Source organism: Pseudomonas sp. PDM19, from assembly GCF_014852215.1.
Classification (GTDB): domain Bacteria; phylum Pseudomonadota; class Gammaproteobacteria; order Pseudomonadales; family Pseudomonadaceae; genus Pseudomonas.
In genome coordinates this window covers 247,086-266,135 of record NZ_JACVBG010000004.1, presented here as the reverse complement: position 1 = coordinate 266,135, position 19,050 = coordinate 247,086, and the positions used below count along the sequence as shown (strand labels likewise).

The following is a 19,050-nucleotide window of genomic DNA, read 5'->3' as shown; positions in this document are numbered from 1 at the left end:
CCCCTCGCCGGGCGGCGCGCGCCTTCAGGCGTGACTCCCCATGATTTTCGACCTGCACGGCTTTGGCGATCAGTTGATCGCCGGCACCTGGATGACGCTCAAGCTCTCGCTCGCCGCAGTCTGCGTGGGACTGGTCCTCGGCCTGCTCGGCGCCATCGCCAAGACCTCGAAGAACGGCTTCCTGCGCATGCTCGGCGGTTTCTATACCACCGTAGTTCGCGGCGTACCCGAGACACTCTGGGTACTGATGATCTATTTCGGCACCGTGGCCGGCCTGAACGCCATCGGTGACCTCTTCGGCCACCCCGAATTCGCACTCTCGCCCTTTGCCGCAGGCACCTGTGCCCTGGGCCTGTGCTTCGGCGCCTATGCCACCGAAGTCTTCCGTGGCGCGCTGCTGGCGATTCCCAAGGGCCACCGCGAAGCCGGCCAGGCGCTGGGCCTCTCGGCTCCACGCATCTTCTGGCGCATCGTGCTGCCGCAGGTATGGCGCGTGGCGCTGCCGGGCCTGGGTAACCTCTATCTGATTCTTCTGAAGGACACCGCCCTGGTCTCGCTGATCACCCTCGACGAGATCATGCGCAAGGCCCAGGTCGCCTCCAACGCGACCAAGGAGCCCTTCACCTTCTACATGACCGCGGCCTTCATCTACCTGGGCCTGACCGTCTTCATCATGGCCGCCCTGCACTTCCTCGAGCGTCGCGCCGGCCGTGGCTTCGTGAGGAACGAGCTATGACCGATCTCGAGCTGATCCTCAAATGGCTGCCGAAGATGTTCCAGGGCGCCACCCTGACCCTGGAGCTGCTGGCCATCGCCGTGGTCGCCGGCCTGTGCCTGGCCGTACCGCTGGGCATCGCCCGCGCCTCGCGCCACTGGTACGTGCGAGCAGTGCCTTACACCTACATCTTCTTCTTCCGTGGCACGCCGCTGCTGCTGCAGCTGTTCATCGTCTACTACGGCTTCGCCCAGTTCGAGAGTGTGCGCAAGGGGCCGCTCTGGCCGTACCTGCGCGACCCGTACTGGTGCGCCCTGCTGACCATGACGCTGCACACCGCGGCCTACATCGCCGAGATCCTGCGCGGCGCCATCCACGCCATTCCAGTGGGTGAAGTGGAGGCCGCCCGGGCGCTGGGCATGTCCCGCCGCCAGGCGCTGTTCCACATCATCCTGCCGCGCGCCGCGCGCATCGCCATGCCGGCCTACAGCAACGAGGTGATCCTCATGCTCAAGGCCAGCGCCGTGGTGTACACCGTGACCCTGTTCGACATCATGGGCATGACCCGCACCATCATCGCGCGCACCTACGAGGCCATGCTGTTCTTCTGCCTCGCCGGCCTGTTCTACCTGGTCATCACGCTGCTGCTGACGCGCATCTTCCGCCTGCTGGAACGCTGGCTGAAGGTGGATTCCATGCAGGGCCGCTGACCGGCGCACCGTTCGCCCACGGGGTGGCTATAATGCGCGCCCCGTGGTTTGCCTCCGCTTCGCACCGTGCTCCCGAACGACACTCCCCTGACCGGCTCCGACCTGCTCCAGCGCTTCCAGGCACTGGACGGTTTCCTGCTGGACCATCAGGCGCTGTGGCGGCCGAAACCCTTCACGGTGCTGGAGCTGGCCTGGGAGCGCGAGCACCCCGAACTGGCTGCCTGGCTGCGCAACCGCAGCCTTGATGACGCCGAGGCGGTGCACAACGCGCCCGAGCAGCTCGACGCCCCCGCGCCCTTCCCGGCATTGGCAGCCACGGCCACAAAGCTGTCCGTCGTCGGCGAACTCCCGGCAACGCCGCTGGGCAAGTTGCCGAACCAGCTGACCGTCGATGTGCCTGGCCGCAAGTGGCAACAGATCGAAGCCTTCGCCAGCCGCCTGGATTTCGCCGAAGCACCGCAGCAATGGCTCGACTGGTGCGCCGGTAAAGGCCATCTGGGCCGTCTGCTGGCGCGTGACGGCAAGCCGCTGCTGAGCCTGGAGTTTGACCATGCCCTGGTGGAAGACGGCCAGCGCCTGAGCGACCGGCTTCAGCTTCACGCCCGGCATCACCAGCAGGACGTGCTCGCACCGGACGTCCGCGAGCACCTGCAGACCGAGCACACCGCCGTCGCCCTGCACGCCTGCGGCAACCTGCACGTACGCTTGCTGCAACTGGCCAGCGCCCAGGGCTGCCACCAGCTCGCCGTGGCGCCCTGCTGCTACAACCGCATAGATAGCGAGTACTACCAACCTCTCTCGCACGCCGCGCAAAGCTCCACCCTGCTGCTCTCGCGGGACGACCTGCGCCTGCCGCTCGCGGAAACCGTCACCGCTGGCGCCCGCGTGCGCCGCCAGCGCGACGGTTCGATGGCGCGGCGGCTGGCTTTCGACCTGCTGCAACGGGAAGTCCGCGGCAGCAATGACTACCTGCCCACTCCCTCCGTGCCGCCGACCTGGCTGGACAAGCCCTTCGCCGACTATTGCCGCGACCTGGCCGCGCTCAGGGAGCTCGACCTGCCCACTGGCACCGACTGGCAGGAGCTGGAGGCCAGGGGCTGGCAACGCCTGGCCCAGGTTCGCAACCTGGAACTGGTGCGCGGACTGTTCCGCCGCCCAATGGAGCTGTGGCTGCTGCTCGATCGCGCGTTATTCCTCGAGGAACAGGGCTATCGCGCCACCCTGGGCGCCTTCTGCGCCACCCGGATGACCCCTCGCAACCTGCTATTACTGGCCGAACGCATCTGAGACGGGCGTTCCAGGGCTTCACCCACAGACCCTGTGGATAACTCTGTTCGTAACCCCGGAAAAAACTCCCCTTCCTTACTGCCCAGACCGCCTCGCTGCGATCTGGTCATTTTCTGTACATATAAATTTAATCTTTTAAAAACAGTGGGTTATGAGACTTCGTGATTGCTATCACATCTCATATGCGATTTGCGCCCTAAAGCTACCCCCCTTGTGCATAAAGATCTTCGGCGGTGTAGGAAATCAGCCATTCCTGTTGCCATTCCTGCTCCAATAGCGCTTCGTCGAACGGATTGTTGCGTAATCGCGACAATCTAATCTTGTCAATCGCTGCCTAGGCAGTATCATTTCGAAACATTTCACTGCCTAAGCAGCTTTCTGTTTTGACATGAATCACTACGACGTCGCGGATTTTCCGTTCAAAGGCTCCATCGGCCAGCTGCTGGGTGCCACCGCCATCCTCAAGGATCGCCTGCTGGACAAGCATCTGGCGCACCTGGACATCACCGCCGCGCAGTTCAAGGTGCTGTTCTTCATCGGCAACGACCGCGCCAACACCCCGGCCGAGCTGTGCCGCGAGCTGTCCATCGACAGCGGGTCCATGACCCGCATGCTCGACCGCCTGGCACGCAAGGACCTGCTGGTCCGCGAGCCCTGCCAGAACGACCGACGCAGCGTGCGCCTAAGCCTGAGCCCCGCCGGACAGGCCGTGAATGACGAAGCCCCGAGCATCGCCGCTGCAGCCATGAACGAGCTGGTCGGTGGCCTCTCCCGCGATGAACTGCAGACCCTCACCGGCCTGCTCGACAAGATCCTGCGCGCCCACGGCGCCGCGGCCCATTGCGCGGCGCAGGAGAAATGATCATGAACCATCTCCGTATCGCCCTGCTGCCGGCCGCCGTGTTCGCCGCCGCACTGAGCCTGTCCGGCTGCGTCAGCTACAAGGGCCTGGACATCAGTGGCAAGGCCGTCGACCCCGCCAGCCTGAAGGCTGGCGTCAGCCTCGATGGTACTCCGCTGTCCACCGCTGCCTGGCCCAGCGAGCACTGGTGGATCAGCCTGGGCGACCCGCAGCTGGACAGTCTGATCAGCGAGGCCCTGCAAGGCACGCCGGACCTGGACATCGCCAGCGCCCGCGCCCGCCAGGCCATCGCCGCTGCGCAAGCGCAGGACGCCGCGCGCATGCCCAGCGTCAAGGGCACCGCCAGTTATGCCGGCATCCGCGCACCGGAAAACGTGATTCCTGCGCCCATGGGCGGTCGCTACTCGGCGGTAAAATACCTGTCGCTCAGCTTCAGCTACGACCTCGATCTCTGGGGCGGCCAGCGCGACGCCTGGGAAGCCGCCCTCGGCCAGGCCAACGCTGCCGAAGTCGACCGCCAGGCCGCCTCGATCACGCTCTCCACCAATGTCGCCCGCGCCTACAGCAATCTGGCCCACGCCTTCGTTGCCCACGACCTGGCCAAGGATGAACTGGATCGCTCGCAGCACCTCTTCCAGCTCAGCCAGAAACGCATGGACGCTGGTCTCGACAGCAAGGTCCAGCTGCAACAGACGCAGTCCCAGGTCGCCAGCGCCAAGCAGCAGCTGGCCGCCGCGGAACAGGAAATTGCCAGCGACCGCATCGCCCTCGCCGTCCTGCTCGGCCAGGGCCCGGACCGTGGTCAGGACCTGCAGCGTCCGCAGGTGCTCAAGCCCGGCGCGCTGAGCCTGCCGTCGAACCTGCCGGCCGAACTGCTGGGTCGCCGCCCGGACATCGTCGCCGCGCGCTGGCGGGTCGAAGCTGCATCAAAAAGTATCGACTCGGCGAAGACCGAGTTCTATCCCAACGTGAACCTGGGCGCGATGGTCGGCCTGGCCGCTCTGCACACCAGCGACGTGCTGAAAGCGCCAAGCCGGTTCTTCCAGATCGCGCCGGCCATCTCCCTGCCGATCTTCGACGGTGGCCGCCTACGCGCCAACCTGGCCGGGAAGGACGCCGACTACGACCTGGCCGTCGCCCAGTACAACAAGACCCTGGTCAGCGCTCTCGGCGAGGTCACCGACGATCTCGGCAAGCTGCGCTCGCTGGAGCAGCAGATCGACGACCAGCGCGATGCCCGCGATATCGCAAAGTCCAACTTCGACCTGGCCATGCGCCGTTACGGCGAAGGCGTCGGCAACTACCTAGACGCCCTCAGCGTGCAGCAGCAGCTGCTCCTCGCCGAACGCCAGCTGGCCAGCCTGGACGCCCAACGCATCGACCTTTCGGTGCAACTGGTCCAGGCCCTGGGCGGTGGCTACCAGCCCGACACCACTTCCACTCCTGCCCCGCTCGCCCAGGCGAACGCGGCCGCCGCGCACTGAACGAGGCACCCGACATGAGCACCGCCACCCAAGAAACCCAGAACGGCAACCCCAAGCGCAAGCGCTGGCTGCTGATCCTGCTCGCCGTCGTCATCCTCGCCGGCCTCGCCAGCGTCGCCTGGGAACTCCTCTACGGCCGCTGGCACGAGGACACCGACGATGCCTACGTGAACGGCAACGTCGTGCAGATCACCCCGCAGATCACCGGCACCGTGGTCAGTATCGGCGCTGATGACGGCGATCTGGTGCGCAAGGGCCAGGTGCTGGTGAAGTTCGACCCCAGTGATGCCGACATCGCCCTGCAGCAGGCCGAAGCCAACCTCGCGCGCACCGTGCGCCAGGTGCGCGGGCTGTTCAGCAACGTCGACGGCTACAAGGCCGACGTCGCCACGAAGAAGGTCGCCCTGTCCAAGGCCGAGGCCGATTTCAAGCGCCGGCAGAACCTCGCCAACGACGGCGCCATCTCCCAGGAAGAACTGGCTCACGCCCGCGACGCCCTGGACACCGCGCGCAGCTCGCTGACCAACTCCGAGCAGCAACTGGACACCAACCGCGCGCTGGTGGACGACACCGTGATCGCCTCGCACCCGGACGTCAAAGCTGCCGCCGCCAAGCTGCGCCAGGCCTACCTGGACGACGCCCGCGCGGTGATCATCGCGCCGGTCACCGGCTACGTCGCCAAGCGCACCGTGCAAGTCGGCCAGCGCGTGCAGCCGGGTGCCGCACTGATGGCAGTGATCCCGCTGGACCAGGTGTGGATCGACGCCAACTTCAAGGAAACCCAGCTCAAGCACATGCGCATCGGCCAGCCGGTGGAAATCCGCTCCGACCTCTATGGCAGCGAAGTGAAGTACTCCGGCACCGTCGACAGCCTCGGCGTCGGCACCGGCAGTGCCTTCTCCCTTCTGCCGGCACAGAACGCGACCGGCAACTGGATCAAGATCGTCCAGCGCGTGCCAGTGCGCATCCGCATCAACCCCGAGGAACTGGCGAAGAATCCGCTGCGCATCGGCCTGTCCATGGACGTCAACATCAGCCTGCACGACCAGAGCGGACCCGCCCTCGCCCAGCAATCGCCGCACGAGGCGGTGTTCTCCACCGACGTCTACCAGGAGCAACTGGCCTCGGCCGACCAACTGATCGAGAAGCTGATCCAGGCCAACCTGGCCGACGCCAACCACAGCACCGCGCAGCGCTGATCCGACTACCGTCATGAGCCAGCCCAACAGCAGCAGTTTCAGCCCCCCCAGCCTGGTTATGGCCACCATCGGCCTGTCGCTGGCGACCTTCATGCAGGTGCTCGACACCACCATCGCCAACGTCGCCCTGCCGACCATCTCCGGCAACCTCGGGGTGAGCTCCGAGCAGGGCACCTGGGTCATCACCTCCTTCGCGGTGAGCAACGCCATTGCCCTGCCGCTCACCGGCTGGCTGAGCCGCAAGGTCGGAGAGGTGCGGCTGTTCATTGCCGCCACCCTGCTCTTCGTGGTCGCCTCGTTCCTCTGCGGTGTCGCCCAGCAGATGGGCATGCTGGTGGGCTTCCGGGCCATCCAGGGTTTCGTCGCCGGGCCGCTCTACCCGATCACCCAGACCCTGCTGATCTCCATCTATCCGCCGGCGAAAAGGGGGATGGCACTGGCACTGCTGGCGATGGTGACGGTGGTCGCGCCCATAGCCGGGCCCATCCTTGGCGGCTGGATCACCGACAGCTACAGCTGGCCGTGGATCTTCTTCATCAACGTGCCCATCGGCCTGTTCGCCGCCATGGTCGTCTACCAGCAACTGCGCGCTCGTCCAGTTGTGATCAAGCACGCGCCCATGGACTACATGGGCCTGGCGATGCTGGTGATCGGCGTCGGCGCCCTGCAGATCGTCCTCGACAAGGGCAACGACCTGGACTGGTTCGAATCCGGCTTCATCATCGGCGGCACGGTCATCGCGGCGATCGCCCTGGCGGTCTTCGTGATCTGGGAGCTGACCGACAAGCACCCAATCGTCAACCTGCGACTGTTCGTGCACCGCAACTTCACGGTGGGAACCCTGGCGCTGGTCGGCGGCTACGCCGGTTTCTTCGGCATGAACCTGCTGCTGCCGCAGTGGCTACAGACCCAGATGGGCTACACCGCGACCTGGGCGGGCCTCGCGGCCGCACCGATTGGCATCCTGCCCGTATTCCTCTCGCCGCTGGTCGGTCGCTACGCAAACAACTTCGACCTGCGCCTGCTGGCGGGGCTGGCGTTCCTGGCGATGGCGGCGACCTGCTTTATGCGCGCCGACTTCACCACCGAGGTCGACTACCTGCACATCGCGCTGGTACAGATGTTCATGGGGCTGGGCGTGGCGTTCTTCTTCATGCCGATCCTGAGCATCCTGCTCTCCGATCTGCCGCCCGACCAGATCGCCGACGGCTCTGGCCTGGCGACCTTCCTGCGAACCCTGGCGGGCAGCTTCGCCGCTTCCCTCACCACCTGGATCTGGAACCGCCGCGCGACCATGCACCACGCCTACCTGACCGAAAACCTCAGCCAGTACGACCCGGCCACCCGCGCCACCGTCGAACAGCTCGGCGGCCCCGGCCAGCACAGCGCCGCGCTGCTGGAACGGATGGTGGAAAGCCAGGCCTACATGATCAGCACCATCGACTACTTCACCCTGCTGGGCTGGGTGTTCCTCGCCATGCTGGTGGTCATCTGCCTGGCCAAACCACCCTTCGGCGCCAAGCCCGGGGCTGCGACGGCCGGAGGTCACTGACAGCAACAGTCGGATCAGTCTGACAAATCAGTGGTTTACACCCAGGGCGCCATGACTATAATGGCGCCCCTCCTTGCCGGTATAGCTCAGCTGGTAGAGCAACTGACTTGTAATCAGTAGGTCCCGGGTTCGACTCCTGGTGCCGGCACCAAAAATCCGAACGTCGACAAAGGCTCATCCTCAGTGATGGGCCTTTGTCGTTCTCATGCCTTGAAAAACGACTACCCGGACGAATGGAAGGTTTTACGGGGAACCTCCTGACTTGTAGGAAGTCTTAATCCTCTTTATATAGCGTAGGTGAAGAACTCATCGAGCCTCCTGTGCGCGAGTAAAAACTGGAAGAAAGACATAGGTTTACTGAGCAGTCTGCATGAATATAATGTCGCGATCCACGCAGCCTCCTGAATTAAGCTGGCGTCGGAGCACCCCAACTGGCCATGTCCATTGTGCCAGCAGACTGACCAGCAATCCGCGGATGGAACCGCCAGGGGCACGCCAGTGATCGCCGAAAACGCGGTTCAGCCAAAACCACAGCAGGACGTTGAAGCCGCCAAAACCCTGCGGGTCGGCATCTTGATGTCGACGTACAACGGCGCGACCTTTCTTGCCGAACAAATCGAGTCCCTGATTTCACAAAGCCATCAAAACTGGACGATTTTCGTTTCCGATGATGGCTCCCGTGATGCGACTCGAGAAATTCTGGAAAGCTATAAGAAGCAACTTGGAGATAATCGTTTGGTTATCTTCGATGGCCCCTGCCGTGGCTTTTCGGCCAACTTCATTTCCCTAATCAAACGCCCTGAACTGGAAGCAGATTTTTATGCATTCTGTGATCAGGACGACATCTGGGAATCTGAGAAGCTCGAACGTGCCGTGCGCTGGTGCAAGGAAGTGCCAAATGAGCGTCCAGCCCTGTATTGCACTCGAACCCAACTGGTCGATGCCAACGGCACCCCCATCGGCCTTTCCCCCCTGTTCGATGCGCCGCCGACCTTTCGCAATGCCCTGGTTCAGAGCATCGCGGGTGGCAACACGATGCTTTTCAACCGATCCGCACGCCAGCTTCTGCTCAAGACCCACGACGAAGACCGTATCGTCTCCCATGACTGGTGGGCGTATCTGGTGGTCTCGGGCTGCGGCGGCATCGTTCACTACGATCCGGTACCCACGATCGGCTATCGCCAGCATGGCAATAACCTGATCGGCTCCAACTCCAGGATCAGCGACCGCGCCGTGCGCCTGAAAAAGATGATGGCCGGTACGTTCCGCGAGTGGAACGACGCCAATCTTCAAGCGCTGCAGGCTGTTCAGCCGGAATTGAGTGCAGAAAGCCGCCACACGCTGAGTCTCTTCATTCGCGCACGCAGGTCATCGCTTTTCAAGCGCCTGTTCCTGATCATCAAATCAGGAGTCTATAGGCAAACCCTTCTCGGCAATCTCGGCCTGACGGCGGCCGCCATTCTTCAGAGGCTCTAATCCATGACCATTCTCGTGACCGGAAGCGCAGGTTTCATCGGCGCCAACTTCGTCCTCGACTGGCTGGCAGTTCAGGATGAACCCGTGGTCAGCCTCGACAAGCTGACTTATGCAGGCAATCGCCAAAACCTTTCCAGCCTGGAGGATGACTCGCGGCACATCTTCGTCCAGGGCGACATCGGAGACCCGGACCTGGTGTCTCGCCTGTTGCAGGAACATCGTCCGCGCGCCGTCCTCAACTTCGCCGCGGAGTCACATGTGGATCGCTCGATCCACGGCCCGGAAGACTTCATCCAGACCAACATAGTCGGCACCTTCCGCCTGCTGGAAAGCGTACGCTCCTACTGGAACGGCTTGCAGGAATCCGAGAAGCGCGACTTCCGCTTCCTGCATGTATCCACGGACGAGGTGTACGGCTCCCTGTCACCGACCGATCCAGCCTTCACCGAGAATAACAAGTACGAGCCCAACAGCCCGTACTCGGCATCCAAGGCCGCCTCCGACCATCTCGTCCGTGCCTACCACCACACCTACGGGCTGCCGGTGCTGACCACCAACTGCTCGAACAACTATGGCCCCTATCACTTCCCTGAAAAACTGATCCCGCTGGTGATCCACAATGCCCTGGAAGGCAAGCCTCTGCCGATCTATGGCGATGGCCAGCAGATTCGCGACTGGCTGTACGTAAAAGACCACTGCAGCGCCATCCGCCGGGTCCTTGAGGCCGGCGCTCTGGGTGAGACCTATAACGTTGGTGGCTGGAACGAAAAGGCCAATATCGACGTGGTGCACACCCTTTGCGACATGCTTGACCAGGAACAGCCTCGCGCCGACGGCAAAAGCTACCGGGAACAGATCACCTTCGTGACAGATCGCCCAGGCCACGACCGCCGTTACGCCATCGATGCCACGCGCCTGGAGCGCGAGCTGGGCTGGCGGCCGGCGGAAACCTTCGATACCGGCATTCGCAAGACCGTTCGTTGGTACCTAGACAACCAGCAGTGGGTCAACAACGTCACCAGCGGCACATACCGCGAGTGGGTAGGCAAACAGTACGCATGAGCAAGATTCTTCTTCTTGGCGCTAACGGCCAGGTCGGTTGGGAGCTGCAGCGCGCGCTGGCTCCTCTGGGAGAACTCGTTGTCTGCAACCGCCAGCAGGCCGATCTGAGTGATCTGGACGGGCTCGCCCGCCTTGTGGCGGACGAGCGCCCCGACGTCATCGTCAATGCGGGCGCGCATACGGCAGTGGACAAAGCGGAAACCGACGTCGAGGGCTCACGCAGGATCAACGCCGAAGCGGTCGCAGCTCTGGCACAGGCCGCGCAGGAGATTGGCGCCTGGCTGGTGCACTATTCGACCGACTATGTCTTCGACGGCGGCGGCGACCAGCCTTTTGAGGAAGACGCTGCTACCGGCCCCCTGGGAGTCTACGGACAGACCAAGCTGGAAGGTGAGCAGGCCATCCGAGACAGCGGTTGCAGCCATCTCATCTTCCGCACCAGCTGGGTCTATGCAGCGCGCGGAGCGAACTTCGCCAAGACCATGCTGCGACTGGCAAAGGAGCGCGACGAGCTCAGGGTGATTGCAGATCAGATCGGCGCCCCCACCAGCGCGGAACTGATTGCCGACATCACAGCCTTGGTCTTGCAGCGTCTGGCAAACGAACCTGCGCTCGCCGCTCGCGCTTCGGGCACCTACCATCTGGTGGCCAGCGGAGAAACCAGCTGGTACCACTACGCTCAGACAGTCATCGGCGAGGCCCTGCGCCTGGGATGCGAACTGCGCGCCAGCGCGCAGCACATCATCCCGATCCCGGCCAGCGATTACCCGTTGCCCGCCAAGCGGCCAGCCAACTCGCGCCTGGCCAATGGCAAACTGCAGAGCACATTCGACCTGGTGCTCCCATCCTGGGAGTACCACGTTAAACGCATGATCAGAGAACTGGCGGACCAGGGAAATATATGAAGCGCAAAGGAATCATTCTCGCCGGCGGCTCCGGCACCCGCCTGCACCCGGCCACCCTGGCCATATCCAAGCAATTGCTGCCGGTCTACGACAAGCCAATGATCTACTACCCGCTGAGCACCCTGATGCTCGCGGGGATCAGCGACATCCTGATCATCTCCACTCCCCAGGACACGCCACGGTTCGAGCAATTGCTGGGGGATGGCAGCCAGTGGGGTTTGAATCTGCGGTATGCGATCCAGCCCTCACCGGACGGCCTCGCGCAGGCCTTCCTGATCGGCGAGGAGTTCATCGGCGACGACCTTTGCGCACTGGTACTGGGCGACAACATCTACCATGGGCACGATTTCCAGGAGCTGCTGCACAACGCAATGCAGCGCAACTCGGGTGCTAGCGTGTTCGCGTATCACGTGCATGACCCGGAACGTTACGGTGTCGTCGAGTTCGATAGCGAAGGAAAGGCGATAAGCCTGGAAGAGAAGCCCTCCAAGCCCAAGTCCAACTATGCGGTCACGGGTCTTTACTTCTACGACAACCGGGTCGTTGAGATCGCCAAGAACATCAAGCCCTCTCCTCGGGGAGAGCTTGAGATCACCGACATCAACAAAGCCTACCTGGAGGCCGGTGCGCTGTCGGTAGAAATCATGGGCCGTGGCTATGCCTGGCTGGACACCGGCACTCACGACTCCCTGCTCGAAGCCAGCCACTTCATCGCCACCCTGGAAAATCGCCAAGGGCTCAAGGTTGCCTGTCCAGAAGAAATCGCTTTTCGGCAGCGGTGGATCACTGCGGAACAATTGGACAAGCTTGCCGAACCGCTGTGCAAGAACGGTTACGGACAGTACTTGAAGCGTTTGATCGTGGAGACGGTTTACTGATGAAAGCCACACGACTTGCCATACCTGATGTCATCCTTCTGGAGCCAAGAGTTTTCGGGGATGAACGTGGTTTCTTCTTCGAAAGTTTCAATCACCGGCAATTCGAGGAAGTTGTTGGAAGGTCGGTCAAATTCGTTCAGGACAATCACTCAAAGTCCGCCAAGGGCGTGCTGCGGGGCCTCCATTATCAGTTGTCACAAGCACAAGGAAAACTTGTGCGTGTCACTGCGGGAGAGGTTTTTGACGTCGCCGTTGACTTGCGCAAGAGCTCGCCAACTTTTGGAAAGTGGGTCGGCGAGCGCCTGAGCGCAGAGAACAAGCTGCAGATGTGGGTTCCAGAAGGCTTCGCACACGGATTTGTAGTGCTGAGCGAGAGTGCAGAGTTTCTCTACAAAACCACCGACTTCTACGCGCCGGAGCACGAGCGGTGCATCGCCTGGAATGACCCTGCACTGGGCATTCAATGGCCCCTCGAGCAACCGCCCCAACTGTCTGCAAAAGATGCTGCGGCTCCCTATCTTTTCGACGCAACGACCTATGAGTAATTGCTCTCGATGACTACTAAACATTTCCGTATGCAGATCCAACGTTTCGAGATGAATGCATGAGCACTCGCCTTCATCACGCGGCCAATCCGCCCGAAATGACGCGTAGTTTCTGGGCAAATAGATCGATCATCTGGAAGATGGCTGTCCGTGAAGTAATCGGCAGGTACCGCGGCTCGATAATGGGCTTGGCTTGGTCGTTCTTCAACCCAATACTTCTGCTGGTCGTTTATACCTTCATATTTGGCGTCGTCTTCCAGTCTCGCTGGGGAAACACCGAGCCACACAATACCGGTGACTTCGCGATCATCATTTTTTCCGGGATGATCGTTCATGGTCTTTTTGCCGAGTGTTTCAACCGTGCACCGACACTGATCACCGGCAACCCCAACTATGTGAAGAAAATTGTTTTCCCCCTAGAAATCCTCCCCTGGATATCTATGGGGGCGGCGCTCTTTCACACTGGCATCAGCTGGCTCGTCCTACTTGTAGCCGAGTTGCTGCTCAAGGGTAGCATTCCGCTTACTACTGTTCTGTTTCCAGTTGTATTACTCCCACTGATCATCCTGACCATGGGGTTTTCCTGGTTTCTCGCTGCCTTGGGTGCCTATCTACGCGACATATCCCAAATCACAGGAATCATCACCACAGTTTTGATGTTCCTATCTCCCATGTTCTATCCCATCACGGCTATTCCGGAGGCGTATCGCCCGCTGCTCTATATCAACCCCCTGACTCTCATCATTGAAGAGTCCAGAGAGGTTCTGATCTGGGGAAATCTGCCATCCATCACACAGCTCGGTAGCTACTACCTAGTGAGTGTTCTGATTGCCTGGCTTGGTTTCTGGTGGTTCCAGAAGACACGTAAAGGCTTCGCGGACGTTCTTTGAGCAGGTTTTCTGCATTATTAGGAAGATGATGATGATGCGATTCTTCAAATCGCTACCAGACAGCCTTGGGCGAAAACTGGAGCGTCTGAAGTGGCAATCGGCCTTGGAGAAAAGCCCGCTCTTCAATGCAGCCTGGTACCTCTCCCAAAACTCCGATGTTAAGGCTGCCGGCATCAATCCGCTGAGCCACTACCTCAGCATTGGCTGGCGTGAGATGCGCGATCCCTGTCCTGAGTTCGACGGGGCCTATTACCTGACCCGTTATCCGGACGTTGCATCCCTGAATGTTCCGCCCCTGGTACATTACTGGCTCCACGGACGCCATGAAGGCCGCCATCTGAATCCTTCGCTGGACCTGGACTGGATCAACGCCGAGCATGCGCAATCGCTCTCGGCATGCGAGGACTCGACATCTCCTGGTAATGACGCCCCCTACATCAGTGTCATCATTCCCACCTACAACCGACTGCGGTTATTACCGACCGTCATCGAGTCCTGGCGACTAGTCAACCGGGAAACTCCATTCGCCTATGAGATCATCTTCTCGGATGATGGCTCGGAAGACGGCAGCGTTGAGTATCTGGAGCAGATCAACGATCTACCCATCCGCGTTTTACGCAATGACCATGGCGGGGCATCGAAAGCGCGAAACGCAGCAATTCTTGCCGCCAAGGGCGAACGCCTCCTGATTATTGGCGACGACATATTCCCCGACGCTCAAATCCTGAATGTCCACGCGCGCCTGGCCAGGACGCTTGGTAAGAATGTCGCCACCCTTGGTGTTGTCGATTGGGCGCCCGACCTGACAGTCAACCATCTGATGGAGCACATTACCGAGATCGGGAATGAGCAGTTCAGTTACAACCGCCTGCCTGATAATGCCTTCGTCGATTTCCGCCACTTCTATACCTGCAATATCTGCATCGACAAAGACATCGTGGTCCAGGAGAAGAAAATCTTCGATGATCGCTTCGACCAATATGGTTTCGAGGATATCGAACTCGGCTACAGGCTTTCGCTGCGCGGTCTGAAGATCTACTACACCACCGAAGCAAAGGGGGATCATTACCACCCCTACATTGTTGAGGGCTTCTGCAAACGCCAGATCTGCTCAGGCCGAATGGCCGTCGTTTTCAGAGATGCTCACCCAGGCGTTGGTCGCATACTTGGCATAGATGCACTGGAGGCCGCAGCACGACAGCGGCCGGGATCTGCCAATGCCGCATCCGGGAAAGTCTGGCAGAACAGACTTGATACACTGGTCGCACATTGCAATGCGTTGGAAGGGCTGATCGTGGATGGAGGAAAGGCCTCCCGTACCTTGATTGGCGGTTATCTCAGCCTGCTCTACAGCACTCTGTTTCGAGCGATGTACGAATACGGGGTATTGCAGCGAATCACCTCGAGCGAGCAGCAAGTTCTACCGCTGGCGATGGAGCGTAATTTCTCATCGGCATGGAAGGACTACTGGCAGCACATCGAACGTACTCCCGCTGACGCTCTGGCATTGAACCGGGAGCAGATGCATAACCTCCTCGATGCCCACGTTGCACGCGACAGGTCAATCCTAGTAGATCCTGAGCAGCAGTCCGCCATGTTCCAGGAGCTTTCGCTCCTGCAAGGACTGCGCACCATTCCGGCTGCCGACAACAACCGGCGCATGCGCCTGCAGAGACAGGCGGGTCGTGCGCTGTACTGGCTGGTACGTGACCCTCGGTATCTGTTCCGCCGCATCCAGGAAAGCCTCCAGCGCCGGGCCGGCAATGCCCCCGTTCAGGCGCCGAGCAGTGGGCAGCGTACTCAATCTACTTTCGCCCTGGTTCTTGACGAGTCACATCCTGCGGCCAACTCGATCCGCGAATCCTTTACACACATCATGGGCAATGAGGCGACTATCCTCTCGCCCGCCGAAGCCCTGCAGGCAATACAGAGAGAGGCCACAGACAATCTGGTCCTGTTCCGACCGCAAAGTGGTTCCGGCATGCCTAACCGCGACCATTTGCTGGGAGCATGGCTGGCAGTCGCAGAAAATCGCGCGGATCTTTGTCTGATTTCCTACGGGCTGGAGAATGACGGCACTGTCACGCATGGCAATCTTTCGGATCAGCTAGTGTTCTCCGCCCACCTGCTGCCGGCCGTGCTGAACGGCACTCTCGGACAGGCCTCCTTCGCTGGCAAGATCTACCGGACGGAGCCGTTGGAAAAAGGCGATTGGCGAAAATCTTCATTGAACGAACTGCTCTGCACCGAGGTTTCGTTCAATGAACACAACTCCTGGTTCTCCACCAAGACTGGCACCCACGCCCAGCGCCCATACGCGCCTGCCAAGCTCCCTGTCATGGAAAAGAACCGGCCGACTGTCTTCGTGTTTCCGGTCTTCGTCGCAGTGGGCGGCGTAGAGCGAAATACAGTCGAGATTATTCGTAAGCTAGACAGTTCCTACGACTTCGTCGTCATTACCATGGAGCGTCTGCGCCAGGAGCAGGGCAGTCTCGCCGCACAATTCCAGGATGCCGGTGCGCGTCTGGTAGAGATGTCCGAGATAACGACTCACTCGGAATACCTTCGCCTTCTTCTTCAGCTCAAGAAATGGATTAGCCCGGACTTCATCTGGATCGCCAATGGCTCTCCCTGGCTATGCGATAACGCCCAGAATCTGCGTGCCCTGTTCCATGACATCCCGGTCATCGACCAGGAGGTCTACGACGTGAACGAAGGCTGGATCAATCGCTATCACGAGCCAGGTATCCAGTCATTTGATCGCTTTATCGCCATCAACCAGAAGATCCAGCATAAGTTCATCGAACAGTTGAACATGGATAGGGAGAAAATCGATCTCATCTATTCGGCGGTAAACACTCAGAAGATCATCGATTTCAAGAAGTCCGACTCCACTCCTGACGCAGTGCGCAAAAAGTTGGGCCTTCCTGACGACCGTAAACTGTTCACCTTCGTCGGTAGGCTCACCCGACAGAAGCGACCGCTGGAGTTCCTGAAGCTGGCCCAGCTTCGCAAGGACCTTACAGACGAAATGTATGTATTGGTTGGGGACGGTGAGCTCAGCAGCGAATGCCACGCGTTCATCGCAAGGGAGAACCTGAGTAACGTCAAGTGCATTCCGTATGTCGCCAACACCCTGGAACTGGCGTCGGTCACCAGCGGGCTGATCATCACCTCGGCCTATGAGGGCTTGCCGATCGCCATGCTGGAAGTGATCAATTTCGGGGTCCCGGTATTCTCTACCGACGCCGGTGACATCAGCGTCGTACTGGAGGAGTTCGCGGGCGGGCAGACCATTGCCGTCGATGCCAGCGAGGCGGATCGCGCAACCGCTTTCAGTCAGTGGCACGAGCGACTTCCAGAGTACCGCCGCAATCTTCAAGCTCAGGAGGCAGACATTCTGGATCGGTTCTCCAGTGAGCATATCGCCAAGCAGTACATCGACTGCTTCTACAAGGCTAGCCAGCCTTATCTGGAGCAGAACATCCCATGAAGACCTTACTCGTCGGTGGCCACGGTTTCATAGGAGAGCACTTATCCAACCTGTTGCTTTCCAGAGACCATCAGGTGACCTGCATCAGCCGGCATTCACCTCCCCAGACCACCGACAGTCGGATCGTGCAGGTGATGGGGAGCTATGCCGACCGCGAGCTGCTACGCAACGCATTGAAAGGCATTCAGTCGGTCGTGCACTTGGCGCACGAAAGCATCCAGCTCAACCAGACGTGCGACATGCGCCTTGAGTACGAACGCAACGTCCTACCCGCCATCCAGCTGATGGAAGAATGCCTTCATGCAGGTGTCGAAAAGTTTATTTTCGTCTCTTCAGGTGGCACGGTTTATGGCAATTCATTGGAGCATCGCCCAATCCGGGAGTGCAGCCCGACCTCGCCAATATCGCTGTATGGCACCTCCAAACTGAACATTGAGCAAATCGCTCGGCTGTACTTCCAGCAACGCGGGCTCCCGGCAGTAATCGTGAGGCCCGGAAACGCTTACGGCCCGGGCCAGATTCCGTTCAAAGGGCAAGGCATCGTCGCCACCACCTTGGCCTCTGTGCTGCAGAAGCGGCCGATTCCGGTGTTCGGAAGCGGTGGCTCGGTGCGCGATTACGTCCATGTGGACGATATTGCCCAGGCCATTGCTACGCTGATCCACACCGCACCTAATGGCGAGACTTTCAATATCGGGACTGGTGTCGGCGTCGCCACCATCGACCTTCTCAATCGCTACCTGCGCCCGTTGGTCGAGAATGACGGCCATGAACTGTTGATCAAACGCGAAGCACCCCGCCCCATGGATGTCGGCTACAACGTCCTCGATATCGAGAAGCTGACCAGACAGATCGACTACTCCCCGATGGCCTTGCAGGAAGGCCTTCCTGCGACCTGGGAGTGGATCAAGGCATATCTGAGCAAGCAAAAATGACCAAAGTATCGGTAATCATCCCCAGCTATAACCACCGGCACTACATCGATAAGGCCATCGACAGTGTCCTCAATCAGGACCTGGAAGACCTGGAACTGATTGTCATCGACGATGGTTCGAGCGACGACTCCCTCGACTATCTACGCCAGGTGAAAGACCCGCGCTACACGCTCATAGAGCAGGAGAACGCCGGCGCCCATAATGCGATCAACCGCGGCCTGTCCTTGGCCAAGGGCAAATACCTTGCCATCCTTAACTCCGACGATATCTATCATCCGCAGCGGCTCTCGCGCTGCGTTGCAGCTCTTGAGGAGCAGTCCCTCGACCTCGTGACCACATGGATCGAGGTCATCAACCAGCAAGGGCAGGCACTAGGCATCAAGGAAGGCTGGAAGAACATGCTTCCGTGGGCAATTCCCACCCCTTCCCGCTCGTTTGCTGTCACTCAAGATTTTGATCTCAATCTGGTGGTTTCGAACTTTGTTTCCACCACAAGCAATATGGTCTTCAGCCGCCAGCTATTCGAGACCATCGGTGGCATGCGCAATCTTCGCTTCGCCCACGACTGGGACTTTATGTTCAGGGCAGTAGAACAGTTCCATTGTTCGATCATCGATCAACCTCTCATGCAGTACCGCATACACGGCAGCAATACCATCTCCTCCAACCGGGCCTGGATGCTGTTCGAGATTTGCTGGGTGCTCGCCACGGGTATGCGCAGACTCGAAGGCCGACGGTTCTATGAGGGAGAAGATCCCAGGCAATGGATCCTGGACGCTGAACGCATCCATAACTCGGTGAATCTGCAGGGCAATGACAAAGTCTTCTGGATGATCAACCAATTCATCGACGCCCGGAAAAGTCCGGAATGCCCCGAGCCCGAGCTGCTGCTTCTGGATAACGCTGAGCTGCGACAAGCCTATGTCTGCCACATCCAGACCGACACCAGCCCAGTACCTGCCGCCAACAGCACCGTCGAGCCCGAGTCCCTGCTGCTGCTGGCCAAACGCTGGCTGCGTTCGCGCCTGCAATCGTGAAGCGCCTCATCGAGAGTGAT

Annotated in this window: 16 protein-coding genes and 1 tRNA gene; all 17 read left to right on the top strand. The window is 60.3% G+C overall.

Annotation, left to right across the window (positions count from 1 at the left end):
• Positions 1-40 precede the first annotated feature (40 nt).
• The 17 genes from IB273_RS23470 (at position 41) to IB273_RS23390 (ending at position 19,030) form a co-directional block, all read left to right on the top strand.
• A complete protein-coding gene (locus IB273_RS23470; RefSeq protein WP_081515331.1) occupies positions 41-736 on the top strand; it encodes an ABC transporter permease in 696 nt (231 codons plus the stop codon).
• Positions 733-1,425, top strand: coding sequence for an ABC transporter permease (locus tag IB273_RS23465; protein WP_081515330.1), 693 nt, complete (start codon positions 733-735; stop codon positions 1,423-1,425). The genes IB273_RS23470 and IB273_RS23465 overlap by 4 nt, the downstream gene beginning before the upstream one ends.
• A 66-nt stretch (positions 1,426-1,491) precedes the next feature.
• On the top strand, positions 1,492-2,712 hold the full coding sequence (locus tag IB273_RS23460; protein ID WP_192225143.1) for a methyltransferase: 1,221 nt from the start codon (positions 1,492-1,494) through the stop codon (positions 2,710-2,712).
• A 388-nt stretch (positions 2,713-3,100) separates the two neighbouring features.
• Positions 3,101-3,574, top strand: coding sequence for a MarR family winged helix-turn-helix transcriptional regulator (locus IB273_RS23455; RefSeq protein ID WP_065086500.1), 474 nt, complete (start codon positions 3,101-3,103; stop codon positions 3,572-3,574).
• The gene (locus tag IB273_RS23450; RefSeq protein ID WP_192225142.1) at positions 3,571-5,058 is read left to right on the top strand and encodes an efflux transporter outer membrane subunit; all 1,488 of its coding nucleotides are present in this window, start codon (positions 3,571-3,573) and stop codon (positions 5,056-5,058) included. The genes IB273_RS23455 and IB273_RS23450 overlap by 4 nt, the downstream gene beginning before the upstream one ends.
• 14 nt (positions 5,059-5,072) lie before the next feature.
• Positions 5,073-6,257, top strand: a complete 1,185-nt coding sequence (locus IB273_RS23445; protein WP_192225141.1) for an efflux RND transporter periplasmic adaptor subunit — start codon at positions 5,073-5,075, stop codon at positions 6,255-6,257.
• Positions 6,258-6,270: 13 nt separating this feature from the next.
• The gene (locus IB273_RS23440) at positions 6,271-7,809 is read left to right on the top strand and encodes a DHA2 family efflux MFS transporter permease subunit (RefSeq protein ID WP_081515325.1); all 1,539 of its coding nucleotides are present in this window, start codon (positions 6,271-6,273) and stop codon (positions 7,807-7,809) included.
• A gap of 75 nt (positions 7,810-7,884) precedes the next feature.
• Positions 7,885-7,960: transfer RNA gene (locus tag IB273_RS23435), tRNA-Thr, on the top strand.
• Between the two features lie 347 nt (positions 7,961-8,307).
• Positions 8,308-9,285, top strand: coding sequence for a glycosyltransferase family 2 protein (locus tag IB273_RS23430; protein WP_231708935.1), 978 nt, complete (start codon positions 8,308-8,310; stop codon positions 9,283-9,285).
• 3 nt (positions 9,286-9,288) lie between these two features.
• The gene (rfbB, locus tag IB273_RS23425; RefSeq protein WP_151188638.1) at positions 9,289-10,347 is read left to right on the top strand and encodes a dTDP-glucose 4,6-dehydratase; all 1,059 of its coding nucleotides are present in this window, start codon (positions 9,289-9,291) and stop codon (positions 10,345-10,347) included.
• Positions 10,344-11,252 carry a dTDP-4-dehydrorhamnose reductase gene (gene rfbD / locus IB273_RS23420; RefSeq protein ID WP_151188639.1) on the top strand — a complete coding sequence of 303 codons (909 nt, stop codon included), beginning with the start codon at positions 10,344-10,346 and terminating at the stop codon, positions 11,250-11,252. The genes rfbB and rfbD overlap by 4 nt, the downstream gene beginning before the upstream one ends.
• Positions 11,249-12,130, top strand: coding sequence for a glucose-1-phosphate thymidylyltransferase RfbA (gene rfbA, locus IB273_RS23415; protein ID WP_151188640.1), 882 nt, complete (start codon positions 11,249-11,251; stop codon positions 12,128-12,130). The genes rfbD and rfbA overlap by 4 nt, the downstream gene beginning before the upstream one ends.
• Entirely contained in the window at positions 12,130-12,675 is a 546-nt protein-coding gene (rfbC, locus tag IB273_RS23410; protein WP_151188641.1) for a dTDP-4-dehydrorhamnose 3,5-epimerase, read from the top strand. The genes rfbA and rfbC overlap by 1 nt, the downstream gene beginning before the upstream one ends.
• Before the next feature lie 59 nt (positions 12,676-12,734).
• Positions 12,735-13,565 carry an ABC transporter permease gene (locus tag IB273_RS23405; RefSeq protein ID WP_151188642.1) on the top strand — a complete coding sequence of 277 codons (831 nt, stop codon included), beginning with the start codon at positions 12,735-12,737 and terminating at the stop codon, positions 13,563-13,565.
• A 31-nt stretch (positions 13,566-13,596) separates the two neighbouring features.
• Positions 13,597-17,058: a glycosyltransferase gene (locus tag IB273_RS23400; RefSeq protein WP_192225140.1), complete on the top strand. Its 3,462-nt coding sequence runs from the start codon at positions 13,597-13,599 to the stop codon at positions 17,056-17,058.
• On the top strand, positions 17,055-17,993 hold the full coding sequence (locus tag IB273_RS23395) for an NAD-dependent epimerase/dehydratase family protein (RefSeq protein ID WP_151188644.1): 939 nt from the start codon (positions 17,055-17,057) through the stop codon (positions 17,991-17,993). The genes IB273_RS23400 and IB273_RS23395 overlap by 4 nt, the downstream gene beginning before the upstream one ends.
• Positions 17,990-19,030, top strand: a complete 1,041-nt coding sequence (locus IB273_RS23390) for a glycosyltransferase (RefSeq protein WP_151188645.1) — start codon at positions 17,990-17,992, stop codon at positions 19,028-19,030. The genes IB273_RS23395 and IB273_RS23390 overlap by 4 nt, the downstream gene beginning before the upstream one ends.
• Positions 19,031-19,050: the final 20 nt, after the last annotated feature.